Here is a 24,160-nt window from a genome sequence, read left to right on the forward strand (position 1 = left end):
TCGATGTCCACCCTGCGACCCCGGCTGCTCATCGCGGTGCTGGCCGCCGCGACCGCGTTCGGCGTGTCCGGCTCCGCCGGCGCCGAGTCCGCGCCCCCACCGTCCGGTGACGGACCGATCCGCGGCGTCGTGCTGGCCGTGCACGGCGGCGCCGGCTCGCTGCCCCGCGGCAGCATCACACCCGAGCGGGAACGCGCCTACCGTGACGGCCTGGAGAAGGCCCTGCGCACCGGATACCGCCTGCTGGCCGACGGCCGGCCCAGCCTGGACGCGGTGGAGGCCGCGGTGCGCGTGCTGGAGGACGACCCGCTGTTCAACGCCGGTAAGGGCGCGGTGTTCAACACCGACGCCGAGCACGAGCTGGACGCGTCGATCATGGACGGCCGGGACCTGCGGTCGGGCGCGGTCGCGGGCGTGCACAACACGAAGAACCCGATCTCACTGGCGCGGATGGTCATGGAGCGTTCCCCGCACGTGCTGATGGCCGGCGCCGGGGCGGACACGTTCGCACTGCGCAACGGCGTGCCGTACACGACCCAGGACTACTACTTCACCCAGCGCCGGTGGGACTCGCTGATGGAGGCGAAGCAGCCGGACGCCGAGCCGAAGGAGGGCGGCGGCACGGTCGGCGCGGTGGCGGTGGACCGGTCGCGCGAGGTCGCGGCGGCCACCTCGACCGGCGGACTGACGAACAAGCTGGTCGGCCGGGTCGGCGACTCGCCGATCATCGGCGCGGGAACGTACGCGAACAGCCGGACCGTGGCGGTGTCCTGCACCGGAACGGGTGAGGTCTTCATCCGTGGCGTGGCCGCCTACGACATCTCGGCGATCATGGAGTACACCGGGGCGCCGGTCCGGCGGGCCGCGTCGAAGGTGGTCAACGAGAAGATCCCGGCCCTCGGCGCGACCGGCGGGGTGATCGCGCTCGACCCACGTGGCACGCTGGCCACCCCGCACAGCACGCCCGGCCTGATCAACGGCTACATCACCCGCGACGGCCGGGTCGTCACCCGCGTCTACAACGACGAGACCCCGGCCGGGTAGGCGACCCGTGGGGGGCCGGCCGCCCGGCCCGGGGGCCCGGCCCCCCCCCGGGGGGGGGGGCAACCCCGCGCGCGGGGGGGGGGGGGGGGGGGGGGGGGGGGGGGGGGGGGCCGGGGCCGGCCCCCCCCCCCCCACGACGGGTGTAGAGCGAACGCCTGACACGTCCTCGCGGTTCGCGGCGTTAGCTTCGGGCCGCATGGGAGATCGAAGCAGGAAGCTGGTCGCGGTCGTGGTCGCGGCACTCGCCGTCACGACCGCGTGTAGCGAAGGGAGTGGGTCATCGTCCGCCGCGGGCGGTGCGGGTGACGGCGACAACCCGAAGGAGATCGCCAGCGCCGACGAGGTGATCGAGGTCGTCGACCAGGGGTTCGCCACCTATCGCGTCGAGAAGCCGGGCATCAAGAGCGACTACCTGAGCTACGGGTTCGTCGTCGAGAACGTGTCCGACGAGGTGGCGCTCACCGTCCGGGCCCGTGTGGAGTTCCTCGACGAGGCGGGCGAGCCCGTCGAGGACGCGAGTCAGGGCCACGAGTTCAGCGTCGTACTGCCGGGCCAGCGGATGGGCGTCGGCGGCAGTGACATGTACGCCGACACGACCTCGGACGTCCGGCCGACCATCGCCGACATGACCGTCGAGATCACGTTGATCACGGCGCTGGACACCCCGGACGGCGAGCGCTACCGGAAACCACCCGGCGCCTACGCCGAATTGGAGGTGGGCGACCCGGTCGTCGGTGGGGCGGATCCGGCCACGGTCGAGGTGACCAACACCTACGACGTTCCGCTGAAGCCGAAGGCGACCGCGGTGGTGCGGGACGCCGACGGCACCATCGTGGGCGGCATGGACAGCAACGCCACGGCGCAGGTCCAGCCGGGCGACAGCGCGCAAGCCGAGTTCTTCGGCCTGCACGTCGACGAGAAGCGGCTCGCCGAGGGGACCATCGAGTGCTATGCGGACCCCAACCTGGGCCGGATGATCACCAGGACCCCGGTCTGGCACGACGTCTGACGGCGGCTACTGGGTGAGTCTGATCGGGTTCACGATGTCGGCGGTGATGGTCAGCACCATGACCGCGCCGCCGACCAGGACCAGCACCATCGTGACCGTGCTGAGCCTGGTGTAGTCGACGGGCGCCGCGGCGGTGCGGCCACGGCGCATCCGTAGCCAGTTGCGGACGCGCTCGTACCAGGTGACCGCGATGTGGCCGCCGTCGAGCGGGAGCAGCGGGAGCAGGTTGAACACGCCGAGGAAGAAGTTCAGCCCGGCCAGCAGCAGGAAGAACACCTGCCACAGGCCAGCCTCGACCGCCTCCCCGCCGATGCGGCTCGCGCCGACCACGCTCACCGGCGTGTTCGGGTCGCGCTCGGCGCCGAAGATCGAGCTGACCACGGCCGGGATCCGGGACGGGAACTCGACCAGCCGCTGGAAGGTCTGGGCGAACAGGTCACCGGAGAACGCCACGGTCGCCGGCACCGCGTCCAGCACGCCGTAGTCGAACGACCGCGTGGCCGACACGCCAGCCACGCCGAGCTCCACCCGTTCCGCCGTACCGTCGGCGTTCGTGACCGAACGGGTGACCGCCGGCACGTCGACGGTCAGCGTCAGCCGTTCGTCGCCGCGCAGGACCTCGAACGTGGTCGGGCCGCGGGAGTCGCGGACCGCGGTGGCCACGTCGGTCCAGTTCGGGGTCGGGACACCGCCGACCGCGACGATCTCGTCGCCGGGACGGACGCCCGCGGCCTCGGCGGGACCGGCCGAGCCGGGCGGACAGGTTTCCGCCGTCACGCACGACGAGGTCGCGGACACCACCGGCCGGCCGGTCAGGTTCGGCAGGCCCATCGTCGCGGCGAGCGTGTACAGCAGCACGAAGCCGAGCACGAAGTGGGTGAGCGGACCGGCCGCCATCACCGTCGTGCGCTTCCACGTCTTCTGCTTCCACATCGCGCGGCGTTCCTCGTCCGGGGTGAGCTCGTCGAGCGTTGTCATGCCCGCGATCTCGCAGAACCCGCCGAACGGGAGCGCCTTGAGCCCGTACTCGGTCTCGCCGCGGCGGAACGAGAAGAGCTTCGGCCCGGCGCCGACGAAGTAGCGGCGCACCTTCATGCCGAACGCCTTGGCGGTGACCAGGTGCCCGGCCTCGTGCAGGGCCAGCGACAGGCACACGCCGACGACGAACAGCGCCACGCCGATGAGGTAGGCCAGCATGGACCGACCCTGGCAGCACGCCGGTGAAGCGCCCGTTGCCTCAGGCGGCCAGGGTGTCGAGGATCTGCTGGCCGTACTTGGCGAGCTTGTTCTCGCCGACGCCGTTCACCGTGCCCAGACGGTCCAGGGTGGTCGGCGCCTCGGCGGCGATCTGGCGCAGCGTCGCGTCGTGGAAGATCACGTACGCGGGGACGCCCTGCTCCTTGGCGGTGGCCGCCCGCCAGGCGCGGAGGCGTTCGAACAGCGGCTTGGCCTCCTCCGGCAGCTCCACCACCGGCGCGGCCTTGCCCCGGCTCGACGACCCGGCCGACCTGCCCGCCCGCTTGGGCTCGGTGCGCAGCCGGACCTCGCGGCGGCGGCCGAGCACCTCGCCGCTCGCCTCGGTGAGGACCAGCGTGCCGTGGTCGCCCTCGACCGTGAGCAGGCCCTGCGCCAGCAGCTGGCGGACCACGCCGCGCCACTCCGGCTCGGACAGCTCGGTGCCGACGCCGAACACGGTCAGCGACTCGTGGTTGTGCTGGCTGACCTTGGCCGTAGCGCGGCCGAGCAGGATGTCGACCACGTGCCCGACACCGAACTTCTGCCGGCGTTCCCGGTCGAGCCGGTACACCGTGGAGAGCACCTTCTGCGCCGGCACCGTGCCGTCCCACGACTCCGGCGGCGACAGGCAGGTGTCGCAGTTGCCGCACGGCTCGGCCGCCTCGCCGAAGTAGTTCAGCAGCTGCACCCGCCGGCACCGCACGGTCTCGCACAGCGCGAGCATCGCGTCGAGGTGCGTGCCGAGCCTGCGCCGGTGCGCGTCGTCGCCCTCCGAGGTGGCGATCATCTTGCGCTGCTGCACGACGTCCTGCAGCCCGTAGGCGAGCCACGCCGTGGACGGCAGCCCGTCGCGGCCGGCGCGGCCGGTCTCCTGGTAGTAGCCCTCGACCGACTTCGGCAGGTCGAGGTGGGCGACGAACCGGACGTCCGGCTTGTCGATGCCCATGCCGAACGCGATCGTGGCCACCACGACCAGGCCGTCCTCGCGCAGGAACCGCGACTGGTGCGTGGCGCGGGTGCGGGCGTCGAGGCCTGCGTGGTACGGCAGCGCCTCGATCCCGTTCTGGCTCAGGAACGTGGCCGTGCGCTCGGTGGAGGCGCGGGACAGGCAGTAGATGATGCCGGCGTCGCCCTTGTGCTCGGTGGTGAGCAGCTCCAACAGCTGCTGCTCCGGCCGGTTCTTGGCGACGATCCGGTACTGGATGTTGGGCCGGTCGAAGCTCGACACGAAGTGCCGCGCCTCGGTGAGGTTCAGCCGGTTCGCGATCTCGGTGCGGGTGGCCTCGGTCGCGGTGGCGGTCAGCGCGATCCTCGGCACGTTCGGCCAGCGCTCGTGCAGTGCGGACAGCGTCAGGTAGTCGGGCCGGAAGTCGTGCCCCCACTGGGCGACACAGTGCGCCTCGTCGATCGCGAACAGCGCCACCCGGCCCTGGTCGAGCAGCCGCAGCGTCGACTCGACCTTCAGCCGCTCCGGCGCCAGGTACAGCAGGTCCAGCTCGCCGGCCAGGAACTCCGCCTCGACCAGCCTGCGCTCGTCGAAGTCCTGGGTGGAGTTGAGGAAGCCGGCCCGCACGCCGAGCGCCCGCAACGCGTCCACCTGGTCCTGCATCAGCGCGATCAGCGGTGAGACGACCACGCCGACGCCGTCGCGGACCAGCGCCGGGATCTGGTAGCACAGCGACTTCCCGCCGCCGGTCGGCATCAGCACCAGCGCGTCGCCGCCGCCGACCACCGTGTCGATGATCTCCTGCTGGTCGCCCCGGAACGCGTCGTAGCCGAACACGCGGCGGAGCGTGTCCAGGGCGGGTGCGGTGGTGTGGGGGAGGGTCACGCGGGCGATTCTATGGGCGCGCGCCGACAGGCCTCGGACGTTGTCCACAGCCGGGTCAGGCGTGTCCGCCGACGGTCACCTCGCCCACGGTCAGCTCCGGCGTGGCGCCGAGCACCGCGCCGACCCGTTCCGCCTGCTCGTCGAGGTCGGCGCGCCGGACGCGACCGAACGGCTCCACGGTCAGCTGCACCTTCCGCCCGGCGCGGCGCTGGTGCCACAGCCCGGCGACCACGCCGTCGACCAGCAGCACCTGGAAGTTCCCCTTGGCCCGGGTCGCGGCCCGGCCGGGGTAGAGGCGGGCTCGGTCGTTGCCGACGGCGTAGGCGTAGCCGTCGAAGTACGGCAGCAGCCGCAGCCCGCTGGGCGGCTCGGTCGGCCGGGCGGTGTCGCCGGCGTTGACCCAGGCCTCCTCGCCGTCGACCAGCACTCGCTCCAGTGCGTCCGCGTGGTCGGCGAACACCCCGCGCGCCCACGCCCGGGGCGCGGCGAGCCAGTTGGCGAAGCGGGCGGGCGTGGCCGGGCCGAACACGTGCAGGTAGGCACGCAGCACGTCCGGCAGCGCGCCGCCCGCCGGGTTGAAGCCGGGCAGCCAGCGGCGTGGGCTGGTGTAGGTGACCTTCCGGCCGCGGTTCGGGGCGAAGCACAGCGCGCCGCGCATTCCGGCCAGGTGCATGACCTGCCGCCAGCGCGGCCACTTCCCCTGGAACGCGTCCATCACCGGGTCGCCCGCCCACGACCCGCACGCGGCGACCACGGCGTCGGACAGCTCGTCCACGGTCAGCTCCGCGTCGGCCACCGCGTCCTCGATCGCGGCCAGGACCTGCTCGGTCTGCTCGGCGGTCATCCGCACGTGCGGCGGCTGCTGGGCGGCGGCGAGCGGGATCTCGGCCAGCGCGCCGGTCCACATCGCGAGGTCCCGGGCGGGCAACAGGTGCACGGTGCCGCGCGGCCCGAAAGTCCTGATCAGACTGTGTTCGGTCCACAGCGCGTGCCGCACGGTCTCACGGGTCGCCCCGGCCAGCCGCAGACCGATCGACAGCTCCGCCGCCGATGGCACCTGCGCGTGCACTCCGGCCAACGCGCGCACGACCTCGGCCACGTCGTCCGCCGGCGCGCCGGCCAGCCGGTGCCGGGCGAGGCGCCTGGCGCAGACCTCCGCCCAGGTGAACGTCTCCATGCCACGGACCGTAGTGATCGAACCGGTCAGTTCGTGACCTGATCGCGCTGGCGAAAAAGAATCCGGACGCGCGTGTCGATCCCGGTCGGACCCGTCCGACGCTAGGTTGACGCCGGACTTGAGCAGAAGGAGAGAGACGTGCGTTTTCTGATCATCCGCAGGGCGGACGCGGACACGGAGGCTGGCAAACCGGCCAGCGAGGAGCTGGTCGAGGCCATGTCCCAGTACAACCAGGAGCTGGTGCGCGCCGGCGCCCTGCTCGACGCCGCCGGGCTGGCCCCGTCCTCGGCCGGCGCCATCGTCGAGTTCAGTGGCGGCGGGACGACGGTCATCGACGGGCCGTTCGCCGAGGCCAAGGAGCTGATCGCGGGCTACACGATGGTCCGCGCCGACTCGCTCCAGGAGGTCGTGGAGCTGGTCAAGCGCTGGCCGACGCTCGACGGCGGCGGCAACGTCGAGATCGAGATCCGCCGGATCGCCGAGACCGACGAGTACGACATGAGCGACGAGCTCAAGGAGAAGGAGCACGAGATGCGTGCCACGACCGAGGCCAACCGGGAGGCGTGAGCGATGCGGTACATGGTGATGGTGAAGTACGCCGAGAACGACCCGAACATCCCGGAGCCGGACGAGGAGATGTACGCCGAGATGGCCCGGTACAACGAGGAGCTGGTCAAGGCCGGCGTGATGCTCGCCGGTGAGGGCCTGCATCCCTCCGACCAGGGTGCTCTCGTCACGTTCCGGAACGGCGTGCCGACGGTGACCGACGGACCGTTCGCCGAGGGCAAGGAGCTCGTCGGGGGCTACTGGCTGCTCGAGGCGAAGTCCCGCGAGGAGGTCCTGGAGTGGGTGAAGCGGATCCCCGCCGACCCCAACGTCACCTCGCGGGTCGAGGTCCGGCAGCTGGCCGACTGAAGCCGATCCGGCTTGCCGCCGGCCGCGCCGACCTGCTCTGATGTGCCCGTGGCGACGCTGGAGGCGAACCGAACGGTCGAGGCGGTGTGGCGGATCGAGTCCGCCAGGGTCATCGCGGGCCTGGCCAGGATGGTGCACGACGTCGGGCTCGCCGAGGAGCTCGCGCAGGACGCGCTGGTCGCGGCGCTGGAGCAGTGGCCGGAGTCGGGCGTCCCGGACAACCCGGGCGCCTGGCTCATGGCCATCGCCAAGCGGCGGGCCATCGACCAGTTCCGGCGCCGGGAGACCCTGGAGCGCAAGGTCGTCGAGATGGGACGCGACCTGGAGACCCAGGAGCCGCCCAACGCCGAGCCCGACTTCGACGCCATCGACAGCAACATCGGCGACAACCTGCTGCGGCTGGTGTTCGTCTCCTGCCACCCGGTGCTGTCCACCGAGGCACGGGTGGCGCTGACGCTGCGCCTGCTCGGCGGCCTGACCACCGAGGAGGTCGCCCGCGCGTTCCTCGTCCCCGAGCCGACGATCGCGCAGCGGATCGTGCGGGCCAAGAAGACCCTCGCCAAGAAGAAGGTGCCGTTCGAGGTCCCGAACGCCGCCGAGTTGGGCGAGCGGCTCGCCTCCGTGTGCGAGGTCGTGTACCTCGTGTTCAACGAGGGCTACTCGGCCACCGGCGGCGAGGACTGGATGCGGCCCGCGCTCTGCGAGGACGCGATGCGGCTGGGCCGGATGCTCGCCGAGCTGGTGCCGGCCGAACGCGAGGTGCACGGGCTCGTCGCGCTGATGGAGATCCAGGCCTCCCGCGCACGGGCCAGGACCGGCCCGGACGGCCAGCCGGTACTGCTGTTCGACCAGGACCGCTCGCGCTGGGACCAGCTGCTGATCCGCCGGGGCCTCGCCGCACTGGCCCGCGCGGAGCGGCTGCCCGGCGAGCCGGGGCCCTACGAGCTGCAGGCCGAGATCGCCGCCTGCCACGCGCGGGCACGGACCCCGGAGGAGACCGACTGGGCGCGGATCGCCGCCCGGTACGCGCGGCTGGTGCAGCTGCTGCCCTCGCCGGTGGTGGAGCTGAACCGGGCGGTGGCGGTGTCCATGGCGTTCGGCCCGGACGCCGGCCTGCGGATCGTGGACGAGCTGACCGACGAGCCGTCGCTGCGGAAGTACCACCTGCTGCCCAGCGTGCGCGGTGACCTGCTGGCCAGGCTGGACCGGCACGCCGAGGCGAGCGAGGAGTTCACCCGCGCCGCCGAGCTGACCCGCAACGAGGCCGAGCAGCGCCTGCTGCTCGACCGGGCGAAGGAGTCCGCGACCCGCGCGGGGACCGTCTAGTGGCGGCCGCACCCGGGATGAAGGACGTGGCCGCGCGCGCGGGCGTGTCCGTCGGCACGGTGTCCAACGTGCTCAACCACCCGCACCTGGTCAGCGAGGACACGCTGCGCCGGGTCCGGGCGGCCATCGCCGAGCTGGGGTTCGTGCGCAACGAGACCGCGCGGCAGCTGCGCGCCGGTCGCAGCCGGACCATCGCCTACGTCGTGATGGACGCGGCGAACCCGTTCTTCAACGACGTCGCCCGCGGCGTGGAGGACGCGGCGCGGGCCGAGGGCATCGCGGTCTACCTGTGCAACTCCAACCAGGACGCCGACCGGGAACGGGAGTACCTTGAGCGGCTCCGCGAGCAGCGCGTGCAGGGTGTGCTGATCACCCCGATCGACCCGACCGGGCGGCTGCTGGCCGAGATGCCGGGCGGCGGCATGCCCGTCGTCCTGGTCGACTGCCACTCCACCGACCCCACGTGCTGCTCGGTCGCCGTGGACGACGAGCTGGGCGGCGAGCTGGCCGTGGCGCACCTGCTTGCGACCGGGCACGAACGGGTCGCGTTCGTCGGCGGTCCACTGTCGGTGCCGCAGGTCGTCGAGCGCCACCGGGGCGCGCTGCGGGCGCTGGCCAAGGCCGGGCGGCCGGCCGACGCGCTGGTCACGCTGGAGACCGATGCCCTGCAGGTCGCGGAGGGGCGCCGGGCGGGGGAGCGGCTCGCCGCCTTGCCGGAGGCCATCCGGCCCACCGCCGCGTTCTGCGCCAACGACCTGCTCGCGCTCGGCGTGCTGCAGGCGATGACCCGGCTCGGCCGCTCGGTGCCGGCCGACCTCGCGGTGGTCGGCTACGACGACATCGAGTTCGCCGAGGCGGCCGCCGTGCCGCTGACCTCGGTGCGCCAGCCGCGTGAGCTGCTCGGGCGCACCGCCGCGCAGCTGCTGTTCGAGGAGTCCGCCGACGAGCCGGGCCACGTGCACCAGCAGGTGCGGTTCCGCCCCGAGCTGGTCGTGCGTGCCTCGACCGGGCGCCGGGAACCTTGACACCCCACGACGGCCCCAGCATGCTTCCCGGTGATGATTGAAACGTTCAAGTCAGCCCTGGTCGCCCGGAGCAACCGCCTCGGCGCGGACCCGCACAACACCAACTTCGCCGGCGGCAACACCTCCGCCAAGGGGACCGGCACCGACCCGGTCACCGGGGCGGACGTGGACCTGCTGTACGTCAAGGGGTCCGGCGGTGACCTCGGCACGCTGACCGAGTCCGGGCTGGCGGTGCTGCGGCTGGACCGGCTGCGGGCGCTGACCGAGGTCTACCCGGGCGTGGAGCGCGAGGACGAGATGGTCGCCGCGTTCGACTACTGCCTGCACGGCAGGGGCGGGGCCGCGCCCTCGATCGACACCGCCATGCACGGCCTGCTCGACGCCGCACACGTCGACCACCTGCACCCGGACACGGGGATCGCGCTCGCCACCGCCGCCGACGGGCCCGCGCTGACCGAGGAGTGCTTCGGCGGCCGGGTGGTGTGGGTGCCGTGGCGCCGGCCCGGCTTCCAGCTCGGCCTGGACATCGCCGAGGTCGCCCGCGAGCACCCGGACGCGATCGGGGTGATCCTGGGCGGTCACGGCATCACCGCCTGGGGCGCCACCAGCGAGGAGTGCGAGCGCAACTCGCTGGAGATCATCGAGACCGCGCGCCGGTTCCTGGACGAACGCGGCCGCCCCGACCCGTTCGGCGCCACCGCGGTCGCACCGCTGCCCGAGACGGAACGCCGCGTGCTCGCCGCCCGGCTGGCTCCGGTCGTCCGCGGGCTCGCGTCCACCGACCGCCGTCAGCTCGGCCACTTCACCGACAGCGACGTCGTACTCGACTTCGTCGGCAGCGAGCGGGTGCACGAGCTGGCGGCGTTGGGCACGTCCTGCCCGGACCACTTCCTGCGCACCAAGGTCCGGCCGATGGTGCTCGACCTGCCGCCGACCGCGCCCGTCGAGGACCTCGTCGCCCGGCTGCGCGAGCTGCACGCCGCCTACCGCGAGGACTACCGGGCCTACTACGAGCGGCACGCCGAGCCGGACAGCCCGCCGATGCGTGGCGCCGACCCGGCGATCGTGCTGGTGCCGGGCGTCGGGATGTTCAGCCACGGCAAGGACATCCAGACCGCGCGGGTCGCCGGCGAGTTCTACGTCAACGCGATCAACGTGATGCGCGGCGCCGAGTCGGTGTCGAGCTACCGGCCGATCGAGGAGCGGGAGAAGTTCCGCATCGAGTACTGGGCGCTGGAGGAGGCGAAGCTGCGCCGGATGCCCGCGCCCAAGCCCCTCGCCGGCCGGGTCGCGCTGGTGACCGGCGGCGGCTCCGGCATCGGGAGGGCCACCGCGGTCCGGCTCGCCGCCGAGGGCGCGTGCGTGGTGGTCGCCGACCGCGACGCGGCCGCCGCCGACGCCGTCGCGTCCGAAGTGGACGGCCTGGCGGTCGCCGTGGACGTCACCGACGAGCACGCCGTGGCCCGGGCATTCCGCGACGCCGCGCTGGCCTATGGCGGCGTCGACCTCGTGGTCAACAACGCCGGTCTGTCGATCTCCAAGCCGCTGCTGGACACCACGGCCGACGACTGGGACCTCCAGCACGACGTGATGGCGAAGGGCTCGTTCCTGGTCGCCCGCGAGGCCGCACGGGTGATGGTCGACCAGGGCATGGGCGGCGACCTGGTCTACGTCGCCAGCAAGAACGCGGTGTTCGCCGGCCCCAACAACGTGGCCTACGGCGCGGCGAAGGCCGACCAGGCGCACCAGGTCCGGCTGCTCGCGGCGGAGCTGGGGGAGCACGGCATCCGGGTCAACGGGGTGAACCCGGACGCCGTGGTGCGCGGTTCGGGGATCTTCGCCGGCGGCTGGGGCGCCCAGCGGGCCGCGGTCTACGGCGTGCCGGAGGAGGACCTCGGCGCGTTCTACGCCCGGCGCACGCTGCTCAAGCGCGAGGTACTGCCCGAGCACGTGGCCGCCGCGGTGTTCGCGCTGACCGCCGGGGACCTGTCGCTGACCACGGGGCTGCACGTGCCGGTGGACGCCGGCGTCGCGGCGGCGTTCCTGCGATGACCACGGTCCGGGTCGCGGCGGCCGACCTCGGCGCGGCGAGCGGCCGGGTGATCGCCGGCACCGTCGGCCCCGGCACGCTGTCGGTCGAGGAGTGCCACCGGTTCCCGAACCGTCCCGTTCGGACGGCCGGCACCCTGCACTGGGACGTCCTCGCCCTCTACCAGGGCGTGCTCGACGGCGTCGCCCGCGCCGGCACCCTCGACGGCATCGGCGTCGACTCCTGGGCCGTCGACTACGGACTGCTCGACGCGGACGGCGCCCTGCTCGGCAACCCGGTGCACTACCGCGACTCGCGCACCGACCGGGCCGCCGACACGGTGGCCGAACTCGGCGCGGCCGAGCTGTACGCCACTACCGGCCTGCAGTTCCTGCCGTTCAACACGATCCACCAGCTGGTGGCCGAGCGGGCCGGTGCGCGGCTGGGGGTCGCGCGCCGGCTGCTGCTGGTGCCGGACCTGATCGGCTACTGGCTGACCGGATCGGTCGGCGCGGAGCTGACCAACGCCTCCACCACCCAGCTGCTCGACGTGCGCACCCGCACCTGGGCCACCCCGCTGCTCGACCGGATCGGCGTCGACCCGTCGCTGCTGCCGCCGCTGCGTGAGCCCGGCACCGTGCTCGGCGCCGCCGCGGAGCTCGGCGACGTCCCGGTGATCGCGGTCGGCTCGCACGACACGGCCTCGGCGGTGGTCGGCGTGCCGGCGGCGGGGGAGAACTTCGCCTACGTCTCGTGCGGCACCTGGTCGCTGGTCGGTGTGGAGCTGACCGAGCCGGTGCTGACCGAGCAGAGCAGGCACGCGAACTTCACCAACGAGCTCGGTGTCGACGGCACCGTCCGGTACCTGCGCAACGTGATGGGCCTGTGGCTGCTGGAGGAGTGCCTGCGTACCTGGCCGTCGGCGTCCCGGGAGGACCTGCTCGCCGAGGCGGCCACCCTGCCGGCCCGCTCGGTGATCGACCCGGACGACCCGGTGTTCCTGCCGCCAGGCGACATGCCCGCGCGGATCACCGACGCCTGCCGCCGCGCCGAGGTGCCCGTCCCGTCGACCCGCGCCGAGGTCGTCCGGTGCGTGCTGGACAGCCTCGCGCACGCCCACCACCGCGCGATCGCCGACGCCGCACGGCTGTCCGGCCGGCGGGTGGAGGTGGTGCACGTCGTCGGCGGCGGTGCGCGGAACGCGCTGCTGTGCCAGCTCACCGCCGACGCGTGCGGCCTGCCGGTGGTCGCCGGCCCGGTGGAGGCGACGGCCCTGGGCAACGTGCTCGTGCAGGCCCGTGCCCTCGGGGCCGTCGCCGGCGGTCTGGCCGACCTGCGTGCCCTGGTGCGGGCGACACAGCCGACCGTGCGCTACGAGCCGAGGGTGTAGACCCTGGCCCAGTCCACCTCGTACACGGCGGACTGCATGTCGTCGCCGTAGAAGTTGTCGAGCTGGATGGTCTGGTGCATCGAGGGGGCGCACTGGATGCACTCGCGGACGTCGTTGGCGCCGCCGGAGAAGCTGAACCACTCCTCGCCGTCGATGAACCCCTTGACGTGGTCGGGGGTCCACTCGATGCCGACGTTGTGCCACTGGGTGAGGTCGACGCCGCACTTCTCGGCGTGCTCCTGCTGCACGGGCGCGTCGGCGTCGTGCGGGTAGTGGATGAACGCCTCCGCGCAGTCCTCGCCGGGCGCGCCGTTCTCGAGGTAGTCGTACTCGCCGTCCTCCGGCCACTGGTCGGAGTCGGGCCACAGGATCAGCAGCGGGTGGTACTGCCGGTCGTTGTTCTCACCGGTGGCCTGCGAGCGGACGCGGGCCTCCCAACGCCCGTACTGCTGCCCGAACTTCGACGCGAGCCAGCCGGAGTCGCCGTTGGCCTCGCCGGTCTGCCGGAGCAGGCCGCCGACGACGCGGGTGTTCTTGTCGCAGCGCTGCCCGTTGCCGGCGTGGCCGGGCCAGCACTGGTCCACCCCGCCGCCGGCGAGGCTCCACTTGTCCTGGTCGGGCACCGCGGGCGCGTCCTCGGAGCCGTAGTCGAACTCGTCGGACCACTCGGGCAGCGGGTCACCCCAGTCGTACCGCTCCGCGGCGGTGTCGGCGGCCAGGGTGTCCGCCGCGGTGCTCGCGGGCTCGGCGGCGGACGCGAGCGTCACACCGGTTCCGGCCAACACCGCGGCGGCTCCCACGGCCACCACGGCTCGCCATCGACGCAGCATGTGATTTCCTTTCCTATTGGCGGAAATACATGTCAGCGTCTGCCGAGCCGTTACGCCGGACAACCGAACTGGCCGGTTCCGGTCAGCCCAGGCGGGCCAGTTCCTCCTCGGTCAGGGTCAGGTCGGCCGCCTTCGCCGAGTCCTGGGCGGTCTCCGGGCGCGACGAGCCGGGAATCGGGATCACCACCGGGGCCTTGGCGAGCATCCAGGCCAGGCACACCTGCTGCGGGCTGACCCCGCGTGCCGCCGCGATCTCCGCGAACGGCGCGAACCGGGAGCCCAGCTCGCTCGCCCGCGTGATGCCGCCGAACGGGCTCCACGGCAGGAACGCCACGCCCAGCTCCGCGCACAGCTCCAACTCCGGCTCACTGGACCGGAAGTCCGGCGAGAACTGGTTCTGCACGCTCGCCAGCCGGCCGTTAAGGACCTCGTTCGCCAGGCGGATCTGGGCCGGGTTCGCGTTGGAGATCCCCGCGTACCGGATCTTGCCCGCGTCCAGCAGGTCACGCAGCGCGCCGACGGACTCGGCGAAGTCGACCTTCGGGTCCGGTCGGTGGTACTGGTAGAGCCCGATCGCCTCCACGCCGAGGCGCTTGAGCGAGGCGTCGCACGCCTGCTTGAGGTACTCGGGCGAGCCGTCGAGGGTCCACGAGCCGTCGCCGGGGCGGAGGTGGCCGCCCTTGGTGGCGATCAGCACGTCGGAGGTGTCGCCGCCGTGGCTGGCCACCGCGCGGGCGATCAGCGACTCGTTGTGGCCGACCTCGTTCGCGTGTATGTGGTAGGCGTCGGCCGTGTCGAACAGGGTGACGCCGGCGTCCAGCGCAGCGTGCACCGCGGCCACCGACCGCGCCTCGTCCGGCCTGCCCTCGACCGACATCGGCATCCCGCCGAGCCCGATCTCGCCTACCTGTGTGTCGCCGATGCGGCGTGTCCGCATGCCGTTCCCCTTTCGTCGCACTACTTGCCGGAGAGCCGCTCCACGCCGAGCAGCAGCGCCGAATGGTCGAGGTGGCCGTCGCCCTGCGCGCGCAGCGCCGCCATCAGCTGCGCCACCGCGCCGCCGAGCGGGATCACCACGCCCGCCTCGCGGGCCGAGTCGAGGACGATGCCCAGGTCCTTGTGGTGCAGGTCGACCCGGAAGCCGGGCGCGAACCGGCGGGCCAGCATCCCGGGCGCCTTGCGGTCCAGGATCGCGCTGCCGGCCAGTCCGCCGGACAGCACCTCAACGGCGGACCTCAGCTCGACTCCCTGCGCGTCGAGCAGCGTCAGCGCCTCGGCCACCAGCTGGATCGTGCCCGCGACGACCAGCTGGTTCGCCGCCTTCACCGTCTGCCCGGAACCCGACGGCCCGACGTGGACGACCGTGCCGCCGAGCACCTCCAGCAGCGGCCGGGCCGCTTCGACGTCGGCCGGTTCGCCGCCGACCATGATGGACAGCGTTCCGTCGATCGCGCCCTGCTCGCCGCCGCTGACCGGGGCGTCGACGGCCCGCACGCCGGTCTCGGCGGCCAGTTCGGCGACGGTACGGGCGGTGGCCGGGGCGATCGTGCTCATGTCGACCAGCAGCGCGCCGGCGCCGGCGGACTCGAGCACGCCGTCCGGGCCGAGGACGACCTCCTCCACGTCCGGCGAGTCCGGCAGCATCGTGATGACGACCTCGGCGCCGCGCACGGCCTCGGCGACCGAGCCGGCCGCGGTGCCGCCCGCGTCGGCGAAGCGGGCCCGCTTCGCCTCGCCGCGGTTGTACCCGGCCACCTCGTGCCCCGCTCGGACGAGGTTGGTGGCCATGGGCAGTCCCATGATGCCGAGTCCGATGAACGCGATCCGGGTCATGCCCCGAACGCTACACCGGGACAGTTCGAACGGTGTTCCCCGATCATTATCAGTAATCCTCAAAGGACTCCGGGAAGAGTGGTCATCGCGTTGACCGAAAAGCGCCGGAAATATTGACGGGTCGCTCGAATGGGCCAAGAATGCCCCGGTACGGCGGACGTGGGCACCCGCCAGCACGCACGAGATGGGGAGATTGTGCCATGGCGACCACGAGGGCAGGCCGTTCCATCGCACGTTTGCCGGAACCGGTGAACAAGATCACGCCGTACCAGCGGCTCAAGGAGGCGATTCGTTCCGGGGACCTGCGGCCGGGGCAGCAGTTGGTGGAGTCCGCGCTCGCCGAATGGTGCGAGGTGAGCCGCACGCCGATCCGGGAGGCGCTGTCCAAACTGCAGCACGACGGGCTGGTCGAGCGCAACGAGCGGGGGCTCGTGGTGCGCGAACGCGGCCCGGAGGAGGTGCTCGACATCTACGAGACCCGGATCACCCTGGAGGGCACCGCCGCGCGGCTGGCCGCGGAACGCCGCAGCGCACACGACCTGATGCTGCTGCGCCGCGCGCTCGCCCGCCTCGACCGGGTGACCGAGGGCGACGTCGACGCCATGGTCAACGGCAACCGCCAGTTCCACGTCGCGGTCTGGCGCGCCAGCCGCAACGTGTCGCTGACCGACCTGCTGGAGCGGCTGGACCTGCACCTGGCCCGCTACCCGGCCACCACCCTGTCCAGCCCCGGGCGCTGGGCGCGGTCGAACGAGCAGCACCGGGCGATGGTCGACGCGATCGAGGCCCGCGACAGCGCCACCGCGGAGAAGGTGGCGATCGAGCACTTCACCGACGCGCGGGACATCCGCCTGTCGCTGTTCGACGACTGAGCTACTCGCGCAGGCCGAGCCCGCCGACGATGTCGAGCTCCTGACTGGTGAACTCGCCGGTGAGCATCGGCATCGCCTTGGCGATCGCGGCCTTGGTCTCCGGCAGCTGGAGCGACGCCTGATGGTGCTCCTTGCTGGCCCAGACCTCCTGCACCCACACGAGATCGGGATCGGTGTCGGACGTGCCGACCACGTAGAGGTCGCAGCCGGCGGCCCGCAACCCGTCCTGCCCGCTCAGCAGGATCGCCACGACCTCGTCGCGGCGACCCGGCGCGGCGCGCATGGTGCCCAGGTATCCGTATCGCACCCGGCAAGCCTCGCACATCGCGCGACGGGGAATTCTGGTGGCTTGTTTTCGGCGACCGACGGTTCTGGGCGCCGCGCACAGCCGTGGGGCCCAAGTGGTGCGCGCCACTGCATTCCGGGCCGTGGTGGGCTTAACCTCGACGGACCAGCGTGCACGATCGTCACCCGGGGACGGTATACATCCGTCCACCACGATCACGCCAACACGTAGGGAGTCCGATGGTCAGGGCAGCGGTGCTGATACGGCAGGGCGAGCCGCTCGAGGTGCGCGAGATCGTGCTTCCCGACCCCGGGCCGGGCCAGGTGCGGGTCCGGCTCGCCGCGGCCGGCGTGTGCCACTCGGACCTGTCACTGGCCAACGGCACGCTCGCGCCGACCATGCCAGCGGTGCTCGGCCACGAGGGTTCGGGCACCGTGATCGCGGTCGGGACCGGAGTCGACCGGGTCGACGTCGGCGACCGGGTGGTGCTGAACTGGGCGCCCGCCTGCCGCAAGTGCTGGTTCTGCCTGGAGGGCGAGCCGTACCTGTGCGTGCACGCCGAGGAGCGGGCGGCGCAGCCCTACGGCGAGCTGGCCGACGGCACGCCGGTCTACCCCGGGCTCGGTACCGGCGCGTTCGCCGAGGAGACCGTGGTGCCGCAGGAGGGCGTGGTCCCCATCCCCGGGGACATCCCGCTGGAGGCCGCGGCCCTGCTCGGCTGCGCCGTGCTCACCGGCAACGGCGCCGTGCACAACACCGCCCGGGTGCGTCCCGGCCAGTCGGTGGTGGTGATGGGGCTCGGCGGCGTCGGCCTGTGCGTGCTGCAGGCCGCGCGGGCCGCCGGTGCGAACCCGATCATCGGGGTGGACGTCACCGAGTCGAAGGCGGCGCTCGCGATCCTGCACGGCGCCACCGAGTTCGTCCGCGCCGACGAGGCGACCAGCAAGTCCGTGCGGCGGCTGACCGGCGGCCGCGGCGCCGACCACGCGTTCGACTGCGTCGGCCAGGCGGCGACGATCCGCGCGTCCTGGTCGGCGAGCCGCCGGGGCGGCACGGTGACCGTGATCGGCGTCGGCAGCCGCAAGAGCCCGGTCGAGTTCAACGCCCTGGAGCTCTACTGGTTCGGGCGGACCCTGCAGGGCTGCGTGTACGGGTCGAGCGACCCGGACGTGGACGTGCCGAGGCTGCTCGACGAGCTCGCGGCCGGCCGGATCGACGTGGCGTCGCTGGCGACCGACGACACCGACCTGGACGGCGTGAACGAGGCGTTCGACCGCTTCGGCAAGGGCGGCCGCACGATCGTGCGGTTCTAGCCGCAGCGCCGGCGGTTCAGTCGTCCACCATCGAGATCGCCTGGTTCGGGCACATGTCCACGGCCTCGCGGACGGTGTCCACCTGCTCGCCCTCGACGTGCTCGGTCAGCAGCACCACGGTGCCGTCGTCGTCGCTCTGGTCGAAGACGCCGGGCTCGGTGAGCACGCACTGGCCCGCTCCGATGCACCGCTCGGTGTCGGTGACGACTCGCATGACGGTCCTCCTCCTTGGTCACCACCGACCGTACAGCGAAGGACGCGCCACCCCGTAGCCTGTGGCGGGATCAAGAACCGGAGAGGCGGAGCGAAACCGTGCGGGAGATAGCCGTCTTCAGTGGGAGCGCGCATCCCGAGCTGGCCGCGGAGATCTGCGCGCAGCTCGAGGTGCCGTTGCGGCCGGTGCGGATGCGGCGGTTCGCCAACGACTGCATCGAGGTGCAGCTGCAGGCGAACTGCCGGGAGCGGGACGTGTTCCTCATCCAGCCGCTCGTCGCTCCGGTGCAGGAGAACCTGGTCGAGCTGCTGCTGATGCTCGACGCGGCCCGCGGCGCCTCCGCCGCCCGCACCACGGTCGTCCTGCCGCACTACGCCTACGCGCGGTCGGACAAGAAGGACGCGCCGCGCATCTCCATCGGCGCGCGGCTGGTCGCCGACCTCCTCGTGGCCGCCGGGGCCAGCCGGGTGCTGGCGATGACGCTGCACTCGCCGCAGGTGCACGGCTTCTTCAGCGTCCCGGTCGACCACCTGCACGCGCTGCGCGAGCTGGCCGCCTACTTCCGCCGGCTCGATCTGTCCAACAGCGTCGTGGTGTCGCCGGACCTGGGCAACGCCAAGGAGGCCTCGCACTTCGCGCGGCTGCTCGGCGTGCCGGTCGCCGCCGGGGCCAAGCAGCGGTTCTCCGACGACAAGGTCACCATCTCCGACGTCATCGGCGACGTCACCGGCAAGGACGTGATCGTGCTCGACGACGAGATCGCCCGTGGCAGCACGGTGATCGAGCTGCTCGACCGGCTGCGCGAACGGGATGCCCGGTCGATCCGGGTGGCGTGCACGCACGGACTGTTCTCCTCCGGCGCGCTCGGCCGGATCGGCGAGCAGCCGGACGTGCAGGAGATCGTCTGCACCAACACGGTTCCGGTGCCGAACGGGGAACGCACGCCGAAGCTGACCGTACTCTCCATCGCGCCCGCGCTCGCCGAGGCGATGCGCCGGATCCACAACGGAGAGTCGGTCAGCGCGTTGTTCGACGCTTCCTGACGGTCAGCTCCCAGCGCGGGGGTAGGGCTGCTGCCGGTTGACCACCGACGTCGCGCTCTCCCCGTTGTAGGCCGGGCTCTCCGCGGGCGACGGCACGCTCGTGCCGTAGGCGGCACTCGCCGCGTCGTTCGCCTGCCGGCGGGCCTCCCGCTCCTGGTGCACCTCGTCGAACTCCTGGCGATCGCGGATCCTGGTGAGCGCGGTCATCGCGATCCAGTGCGCGATGCCGAGCACGATCAGGACCACGCCGGTCCGCAGCACGACGCCTTCGATGGAGCCGTCCGTCGGGATGTCGATGGTGGAGATGAGCAGGAGCACGCCGAGCGTGACGAGGTGGAACAGCACCGACACGAGCCTCGTCATCGACTCCGCGGAGGCACTGGCCGTGCCCTGTTGCAGGAACCTGCGGCCGTTGCGATAGATGATCTGGCCGTCGACCAGCACCAACACCGCGCCGATCAGCAGGAAGGCCACGTAGCTGTTGGTATCCACAGCGAGCACCTCTCGTAGGACTGTGTCAGAGGTGTTACCCACCGCGACGCCCAGGAAACCCGGTTTGCGTGGATGCGGAGCCGGGCATTCCCAGCCCGACCCAGCCAGGGAAGGGAGCACGGAGCGATGCGCAGCGACGGAGCAACGGCTCAGGCCACCGCGCACCGACTGGTGCACTGCGTGCTGGACAGCGACGCCGACGGCCTGACGAACGCGCTCGAGACCGTGGTGGACCAGGGGGACCAGTTGCGCCCCTACGTCCGGGAGGTGGTGGCCGAGCTGATCCAGGTGGCCGCCACCGCCGTGCGGGACAGCGCCGGAACGCAGGGCGGTGAGACCGCGTTCGCGGTGGATCTGCGGGACGACGACGACACCTCGGTGTCGATCGACGAACTGGCGCCACCGGTGCGGGCCACGATCAGAGCACTGCTCGCCGACCTGAACGGGAGCCCGGAGGACGCGTCGTTCCAGCTCGACCTCGCGGTCCGGCGGCTCGACCCGCTGACCGGCCTGGACACCGTCCGGCGGGCACTGACGATGACCGTGGCGCTGTTGCGGTGGACGGGTGATGCCGCGTGAACCGGGAGGAGAACGAGGCGGACGTGCTCGACCAGCGCCGCGAGATCACCGAGGACGAACAGGTGACCCCACCGCCCACAGTGGACACTGAGGTGAACCCGGCGGACCTGCAGGAGCAGAACCAACCGGTACCGTCCGAAGAGGAGGACTGGCCCGATGCGTGAGGGGATCGACCCGGCCACACCGCCGCAGGACACCGGCGACCCGGACCCCGTCGAGCACGACCCGGCCGCGCTCAACAGCGCCGAGGACCTCGACGAGGACCGGATCGACGCGGACCCGCTCGAGGAGGGCATGGACCCGCCGGAGGGCTGGTCGGAAGCGGACAAGTACGGCATGACCCCGTACGAGGAGGCGCAGGGCGAGGACATCGACCAGAAGCTCGCCGCGGAACGCCCGGACGTCCAGCCCTAGCCGTGCCCGTCTCGATCACCGGGTGACCGTGGCATGCTGGAGTGGTTGTCCCGGAGTCGCCTGAGCGGGAGAGGCCTGTGTTGCACCAGTTGGTCCGTTATGTCCTGGCGCCGACGGCCCGGCTGGTGTACCGGCCGACCGTGCACGGGCTGGCGAACGTGCCGGCGAACGGCCCGGTGATCCTCGCGTCCAACCACCGTGCGGTGCTGGACACGGCGGTGATCTCGCTGGTGGTGCGGCGGCGGGTGCGCTTCCTCGGCAAGGCGGAGTACTTCACCGCGGGCGGGCTGCGCGGGCGGCTGATGGCCGGGTTCATGTCCGGCCTCGGGTACGTGCCGGTCGAGCGGGGCAACGCGCTCGCGGGGCTGGCGGCGCTGAACGCGGGGCAGCGGGTGCTCAACGACGGCGGCGCGTTCGCGATCTACCCGGAGGGCACCCGGTCGCTGGACGGGCGGCTCTACCGGGGGCACACGGGCGTGGCGGTGCTGGCGTTCTCCACCGGAGCGCCGGTGGTTCCGGTGGCGCTGACCGGTACCGAGCGGCTGATGCCGCGCGGCGGCAAGGTGCCAAGGCCTGCGCGGGTCACGGTGCGGTTCGGGGAGCCGCTGGACTTCTCCGGGTGGACCGAGCACCATCCGCGCGCCCGGCGCGCGGCGACCGACGAGGTGATGGCCGCGATCCAGGAACTGTCGCGGCAGGAGTACGTGCCCTCCTACCACCGCCGGCCGGACGAGAACATCGCCTGAGCGCTCTGCTCCGATCGGGTGGTGACCCGTCCGGGTGGTTGACGCGGGGGACGCCGGTGCGGCGATGATCACGAGCGTGGACAGCCCCTTCCTCGCCAGTTCCGACTCGCCCGCGGCGTTCGGGCGGACGTTGGCCGAGATCGGGCGGGAGCGCCCCGTGGTGTACGACGAGGCGATGGCGGCACCGGTGGTGCTGCGCCACCGGGACGTCTCGGCCGGGTTGCGGGACAGCGCCACGTTCAGCACCGAGTTCTACGGCACCGGCCCGCTGGCCACCGCGATGATCGCGCACAACGGCGCCGAGCACGCCAAGCAGCGCCGCATCCACAACCGCTTCTTCAGCCCCACCGCCAGCGCCCGCTACGCCGACCGGGTCACCCCGATCGCGGACCGGACGTTCGGCGCGCTGGCCGGGCGGTCCGAGGTCGACCTCGTCGAGGAGGTCATGGTCGGGTACCCGATGGCCGTGTTCCTCGACCTGCTCGGCATCCCGGACGACATCGGCGACCGGGGGCTGGACTGGGTGCGCGCGATCGTCACCTGGATGGGATCGCCGATGGACGACGCGGTGGTCGCCCCGGGGGAGCGGGCGCTGGCCGAGCTCAGCGCGTACACCGGCGCCCTGGTCGAGCGGGAGCGGGCGGAGCCGAGTGACAGCCTGCTCGGGGAGGTCGTCCAGGCACACCTCCGCGAGGGCGAGTACTCGGTCGAGGCGTGCACGATGGCCGTGGTGAGCCTGCTGCTCGGCGGGTTCGAGACGACGATCCAGATGCTGTCCGGGACGGTGGCCTCCCTGCTGCTGCACCCCGAGGCGCTCGCCGCGGTGCGGGCGGATCCGTCCCTGGTCGACGGCGCCATGGACGAGGCCTTTCGCTGGGCCAACCCGTCCGCCGGCCTGTACCGGCTGGTGAAGCGGGACGTCGAGGTCGCCGGCACCCCGTTGGCGGCGGGCAGCATGGTGTACCTCTGCATCGCCGGTGCGCACTTCGACGCCGACGCCTTCCCCGAGCCCGACCGGTTCGACCTCGGCCGCCGCGCGAGCCACCTCGGCTTCGGGCTCGGCCCGCACTACTGCGCGGGCGCGCCACTGGCGAGGATCGAGGTCAGGGCGGCGCTCACCGCGCTGCTCGCCGCCTGCCCCGACCTGCGGCTCGACCCGGACCGGCCGCCGAGCTTCCGGTACGGCGCCAGGGGTTTCGTCCAGCACGGCACGGAGTCCCTGCACGTGCTGGCGTCCGGTTGAGGCCAGTCCGCGCCCGGAGGGGACTCGGATCGCGCTAGCATCCCGCGGCTCTTGATGTCCAGGAAGGCTGCGTGATGACGACGTCCCACCGAAGGCGGCTGTCGGAGCTGACCGGGCTCACCCCGCTGCTGTCCGCGACGGTCTGTCCTGATCCACTCGCCGTGTACCGCGAGCTGCGGGACCGGTGGGGGATGGTCGCGCCGGTCGAGCTGGAGCCGGGCATCAACGCGTGGCTGGTCATGGGGCACCAGGAGCTCTGCCACGTGGCGCGCAACGAGCGGCTGTTCGCCCGCGACCCGCACAACTGGCGGCTGCTCGCGGAGGGGCGCGTCGCCCCCGACTCCGACCTCGGGCCGATGATGTTCCCCCGCGACAACGCCTCCTACGTCGACGGCGAGAAGCACCGCAGGCTGCGTGCCCCGGTGGACGACGGCCTGGCCGGCCTGGACGAGCACCGGGTGAGCAGGTCGGTCCGGGACACCTGCGCGGCACTGGTGGACGAGTTCGCCGGCCGGGGCGCCGCGGACCTGATCGCCGACTACGCGGCAGTCGTGCCGATGCTGACCGTCGCCGGCCTGTTCGGCATCGGGGTGGAGGACGGGTACCGGCTGCGCGCGGCGATCATCGCGCTGGTCAGCTCGGCGGCCGACTCGCGGGAACCGGCGCTCGCCATCGAGAGCATCCTCACCGAGGTGATGGGAGCCAGGCGGGCCACGCCGGCCGACGACCTGACCACCGCGTTCCTGCGTCATCCCAACCTGCGCGACGACTACGAGATCCAGCAGGCGATGGTGATGACGATCGCCGCGGCCGCGCAGTCGACGATGAGCTGGATCGCGCTGACGCTGCGGCTCATGCTGGCCGACCCTCGGTTCGCCGGCCGGCTGTGGGGCGGCCTGCTCGGCATCGACGACGCGCTCGACGAGGTGTTGTGGCGCGATCCACCGGTGGCCAACATGCCGGCCCGGTTCGCGATGGTCGACTGCGACCTGGCCGGTACCCGGATCGAGCGCGGCGACGCGCTGATCCTCGGGCTCGCGGCGGCGAACGCCGATCCCCGCGTGCACACCGACGACTCCTGGCTGGAGGTCGGCAACCGGTCGCACCTCGCGTGGAGCGTCGGACCGCACGCCTGCCCGGCGCAGCGGGTCGGGCGGATGATCACGCGGATCGCCGTCGAGACCGCCCTGCGCGGCCTGCACGGGCTGACGCTGGCGGTCCCGGTCGAGGAGGTGACGCTGATGCCGTCACCCTGGACCCGGTGCCCCGCGAGCCTTCCGGTGCGGTTCCAGCCCCGGTGAGGGCGCGCGGTG

General features: G+C 72.5%; 25 protein-coding genes and 1 pseudogene. 17 read left to right on the forward strand and 9 right to left on the reverse strand.

All coding sequences use genetic code 11. The features are described from left to right. Positions 1-3 precede the first annotated feature (3 nt). Both JT362_RS09780 and JT362_RS09785 read left to right on the forward strand, forming a co-directional pair. On the forward strand, positions 4-1,044 hold the full coding sequence (locus JT362_RS09780; protein WP_260190770.1) for an isoaspartyl peptidase/L-asparaginase family protein: 1,041 nt from the start codon (positions 4-6) through the stop codon (positions 1,042-1,044). Positions 1,045-1,240: 196 nt separating this feature from the next. Beyond that, entirely contained in the window at positions 1,241-2,053 is an 813-nt protein-coding gene (locus tag JT362_RS09785; protein WP_260190771.1) for a hypothetical protein, read from the forward strand. A 6-nt stretch (positions 2,054-2,059) separates the two neighbouring features. Here the strand turns inward: JT362_RS09785 and JT362_RS09790 are convergent, their stop codons facing one another. Genes JT362_RS09790 through JT362_RS09800 form a run of 3 tightly spaced genes read right to left on the reverse strand, consistent with a single transcriptional unit; the run spans position 2,060 to position 6,297 of the window. Continuing rightward, complete coding sequence (locus JT362_RS09790) at positions 2,060-3,250, reverse strand: M50 family metallopeptidase (protein ID WP_311202680.1); 1,191 nt, start codon at positions 3,248-3,250, stop codon at positions 2,060-2,062. 40 nt (positions 3,251-3,290) lie between these two features. After that, entirely contained in the window at positions 3,291-5,120 is a 1,830-nt protein-coding gene (gene recQ / locus JT362_RS09795) for a DNA helicase RecQ (protein WP_260190772.1), read from the reverse strand. Between the two features lie 55 nt (positions 5,121-5,175). After that, complete coding sequence (locus tag JT362_RS09800) at positions 5,176-6,297, reverse strand: winged helix DNA-binding domain-containing protein (RefSeq protein WP_260190773.1); 1,122 nt, start codon at positions 6,295-6,297, stop codon at positions 5,176-5,178. 138 nt (positions 6,298-6,435) lie between these two features. Between JT362_RS09800 and JT362_RS09805 the strand changes: the two genes are divergently transcribed. Genes JT362_RS09805 through JT362_RS09830 form a run of 6 tightly spaced genes read left to right on the forward strand, consistent with a single transcriptional unit; the run spans position 6,436 to position 12,982 of the window. Beyond that, positions 6,436-6,864, forward strand: a complete 429-nt coding sequence (locus JT362_RS09805; RefSeq protein WP_260190774.1) for a YciI family protein — start codon at positions 6,436-6,438, stop codon at positions 6,862-6,864. A 3-nt stretch (positions 6,865-6,867) separates the two neighbouring features. Next, entirely contained in the window at positions 6,868-7,212 is a 345-nt protein-coding gene (locus JT362_RS09810; protein ID WP_260190775.1) for a YciI family protein, read from the forward strand. Positions 7,213-7,260: 48 nt separating this feature from the next. Beyond that, the gene (locus tag JT362_RS09815; protein WP_260190776.1) at positions 7,261-8,538 is read left to right on the forward strand and encodes an RNA polymerase sigma factor; all 1,278 of its coding nucleotides are present in this window, start codon (positions 7,261-7,263) and stop codon (positions 8,536-8,538) included. 17 nt (positions 8,539-8,555) lie between these two features. Further along, entirely contained in the window at positions 8,556-9,563 is a 1,008-nt protein-coding gene (locus JT362_RS09820) for a LacI family DNA-binding transcriptional regulator (protein WP_260191038.1), read from the forward strand. A gap of 33 nt (positions 9,564-9,596) precedes the next feature. Beyond that, entirely contained in the window at positions 9,597-11,615 is a 2,019-nt protein-coding gene (locus tag JT362_RS09825; protein WP_260190777.1) for a bifunctional aldolase/short-chain dehydrogenase, read from the forward strand. Beyond that, positions 11,612-12,982: a rhamnulokinase gene (locus JT362_RS09830; protein WP_260190778.1), complete on the forward strand. Its 1,371-nt coding sequence runs from the start codon at positions 11,612-11,614 to the stop codon at positions 12,980-12,982. Before JT362_RS09825 ends, JT362_RS09830 begins: the two co-directional genes overlap by 4 nt. Here the strand turns inward: JT362_RS09830 and JT362_RS09835 are convergent. The 3 genes from JT362_RS09835 to JT362_RS09845 all read right to left on the reverse strand — a co-directional run bounded on the left by JT362_RS09835 (position 12,964) and on the right by JT362_RS09845 (position 15,645). Further along, on the reverse strand, positions 12,964-13,812 hold the full coding sequence (locus tag JT362_RS09835; protein ID WP_260190779.1) for a glycoside hydrolase family 16 protein: 849 nt from the start codon (positions 13,810-13,812) through the stop codon (positions 12,964-12,966). The two genes, JT362_RS09830 and JT362_RS09835, sit on opposite strands and share 19 nt — an antisense overlap. Before the next feature lie 82 nt (positions 13,813-13,894). Then, positions 13,895-14,749, reverse strand: coding sequence for an aldo/keto reductase (locus tag JT362_RS09840; protein ID WP_260190780.1), 855 nt, complete (start codon positions 14,747-14,749; stop codon positions 13,895-13,897). Between the two features lie 20 nt (positions 14,750-14,769). Further along, on the reverse strand, positions 14,770-15,645 hold the full coding sequence (locus tag JT362_RS09845) for a 2-hydroxy-3-oxopropionate reductase (RefSeq protein ID WP_260190781.1): 876 nt from the start codon (positions 15,643-15,645) through the stop codon (positions 14,770-14,772). 236 nt (positions 15,646-15,881) lie between these two features. On the opposite strand from JT362_RS09845, the gene JT362_RS09850 reads away from it, so the two are divergent. Beyond that, positions 15,882-16,517 carry a GntR family transcriptional regulator gene (locus JT362_RS09850; protein WP_260190782.1) on the forward strand — a complete coding sequence of 212 codons (636 nt, stop codon included), beginning with the start codon at positions 15,882-15,884 and terminating at the stop codon, positions 16,515-16,517. A 1-nt stretch (position 16,518) separates the two neighbouring features. On the opposite strand, the gene JT362_RS09855 is transcribed toward JT362_RS09850, so the two are convergent. Then, positions 16,519-16,824, reverse strand: a complete 306-nt coding sequence (locus tag JT362_RS09855) for a putative quinol monooxygenase (RefSeq protein ID WP_260190783.1) — start codon at positions 16,822-16,824, stop codon at positions 16,519-16,521. A 218-nt stretch (positions 16,825-17,042) separates the two neighbouring features. Here JT362_RS09855 and JT362_RS09860 point away from each other — a divergent pair, with 218 nt between their 5' ends. Next, a complete protein-coding gene (locus JT362_RS09860) occupies positions 17,043-18,116 on the forward strand; it encodes an alcohol dehydrogenase catalytic domain-containing protein (protein WP_260190784.1) in 1,074 nt (357 codons plus the stop codon). Positions 18,117-18,132: 16 nt separating this feature from the next. Here JT362_RS09860 and JT362_RS09865 read toward each other — a convergent pair whose 3' ends face one another. Then, the gene (locus JT362_RS09865) at positions 18,133-18,330 is read right to left on the reverse strand and encodes a ferredoxin (protein WP_260190785.1); all 198 of its coding nucleotides are present in this window, start codon (positions 18,328-18,330) and stop codon (positions 18,133-18,135) included. A 98-nt stretch (positions 18,331-18,428) separates the two neighbouring features. On the opposite strand from JT362_RS09865, the gene JT362_RS09870 reads away from it, so the two are divergent. Next, positions 18,429-19,373, forward strand: a complete 945-nt coding sequence (locus JT362_RS09870; RefSeq protein WP_260190786.1) for a ribose-phosphate diphosphokinase — start codon at positions 18,429-18,431, stop codon at positions 19,371-19,373. Between the two features lie 3 nt (positions 19,374-19,376). Here the strand turns inward: JT362_RS09870 and JT362_RS09875 are convergent, their stop codons facing one another. Then, entirely contained in the window at positions 19,377-19,865 is a 489-nt protein-coding gene (locus JT362_RS09875) for a hypothetical protein (RefSeq protein ID WP_260190787.1), read from the reverse strand. A gap of 126 nt (positions 19,866-19,991) precedes the next feature. On the opposite strand from JT362_RS09875, the gene JT362_RS09880 reads away from it, so the two are divergent. The 6 genes and pseudogenes from JT362_RS09880 (at position 19,992) to JT362_RS09905 (ending at position 24,148) form a co-directional block, all read left to right on the forward strand. Beyond that, a complete protein-coding gene (locus JT362_RS09880) occupies positions 19,992-20,444 on the forward strand; it encodes a hypothetical protein (protein ID WP_260190788.1) in 453 nt (150 codons plus the stop codon). After that, positions 20,441-20,608, forward strand: coding sequence for a hypothetical protein (locus JT362_RS09885; RefSeq protein WP_260190789.1), 168 nt, complete (start codon positions 20,441-20,443; stop codon positions 20,606-20,608). Before JT362_RS09880 ends, JT362_RS09885 begins: the two co-directional genes overlap by 4 nt. Next, positions 20,601-20,849: pseudogene (locus tag JT362_RS09890) on the forward strand (hypothetical protein); the annotation flags it as partial. The gene JT362_RS09885 and the pseudogene JT362_RS09890, both read left to right, overlap by 8 nt. An 86-nt stretch (positions 20,850-20,935) precedes the next feature. Beyond that, positions 20,936-21,604: a lysophospholipid acyltransferase family protein gene (locus JT362_RS09895; RefSeq protein WP_260190790.1), complete on the forward strand. Its 669-nt coding sequence runs from the start codon at positions 20,936-20,938 to the stop codon at positions 21,602-21,604. 34 nt (positions 21,605-21,638) lie between these two features. Further along, positions 21,639-22,847, forward strand: coding sequence for a cytochrome P450 (locus JT362_RS09900; protein WP_260190791.1), 1,209 nt, complete (start codon positions 21,639-21,641; stop codon positions 22,845-22,847). Between the two features lie 74 nt (positions 22,848-22,921). Continuing rightward, positions 22,922-24,148: a cytochrome P450 family protein gene (locus JT362_RS09905; protein ID WP_260190792.1), complete on the forward strand. Its 1,227-nt coding sequence runs from the start codon at positions 22,922-22,924 to the stop codon at positions 24,146-24,148. The last annotated feature ends 12 nt before the right edge of the window (positions 24,149-24,160 follow it).

Source organism: Actinophytocola gossypii, from assembly GCF_025165815.1.
GTDB classification, from domain to species: Bacteria; Actinomycetota; Actinomycetes; order Mycobacteriales; family Pseudonocardiaceae; genus Actinophytocola; species Actinophytocola gossypii.

Excerpts from the sequence above, each read along its gene's own strand:
- JT362_RS09780 (WP_260190770.1), top strand. The coding sequence starts at position 4 with ATGTCCACCCTGCGACCCCGGCTGCTCATCGCGGTGCTGGCCGCCGCG.
- JT362_RS09880 (WP_260190788.1), top strand. The coding sequence starts at position 19,992 with ATGCGCAGCGACGGAGCAACGGCTCAGGCCACCGCGCACCGACTGGTG.
- JT362_RS09785 (WP_260190771.1), top strand. The coding sequence starts at position 1,241 with ATGGGAGATCGAAGCAGGAAGCTGGTCGCGGTCGTGGTCGCGGCACTC.
- JT362_RS09830 (WP_260190778.1), top strand. The coding sequence starts at position 11,612 with ATGACCACGGTCCGGGTCGCGGCGGCCGACCTCGGCGCGGCGAGCGGC.
- JT362_RS09820 (WP_260191038.1), top strand. The coding sequence starts at position 8,556 with ATGAAGGACGTGGCCGCGCGCGCGGGCGTGTCCGTCGGCACGGTGTCC.
- JT362_RS09800 (WP_260190773.1), bottom strand. The coding sequence starts at position 6,297 with ATGGAGACGTTCACCTGGGCGGAGGTCTGCGCCAGGCGCCTCGCCCGG.
- JT362_RS09865 (WP_260190785.1), bottom strand. The coding sequence starts at position 18,330 with ATGCGAGTCGTCACCGACACCGAGCGGTGCATCGGAGCGGGCCAGTGC.
- JT362_RS09845 (WP_260190781.1), bottom strand. The coding sequence starts at position 15,645 with ATGACCCGGATCGCGTTCATCGGACTCGGCATCATGGGACTGCCCATG.
- JT362_RS09825 (WP_260190777.1), top strand. The coding sequence starts at position 9,597 with ATGATTGAAACGTTCAAGTCAGCCCTGGTCGCCCGGAGCAACCGCCTC.
- JT362_RS09790 (WP_311202680.1), bottom strand. The coding sequence starts at position 3,250 with ATGCTGGCCTACCTCATCGGCGTGGCGCTGTTCGTCGTCGGCGTGTGC.
- JT362_RS09905 (WP_260190792.1), top strand. The coding sequence starts at position 22,922 with ATGACGACGTCCCACCGAAGGCGGCTGTCGGAGCTGACCGGGCTCACC.
- JT362_RS09860 (WP_260190784.1), top strand. The coding sequence starts at position 17,043 with ATGGTCAGGGCAGCGGTGCTGATACGGCAGGGCGAGCCGCTCGAGGTG.
- JT362_RS09835 (WP_260190779.1), bottom strand. The coding sequence starts at position 13,812 with ATGCTGCGTCGATGGCGAGCCGTGGTGGCCGTGGGAGCCGCCGCGGTG.
- JT362_RS09810 (WP_260190775.1), top strand. The coding sequence starts at position 6,868 with ATGCGGTACATGGTGATGGTGAAGTACGCCGAGAACGACCCGAACATC.
- JT362_RS09840 (WP_260190780.1), bottom strand. The coding sequence starts at position 14,749 with ATGCGGACACGCCGCATCGGCGACACACAGGTAGGCGAGATCGGGCTC.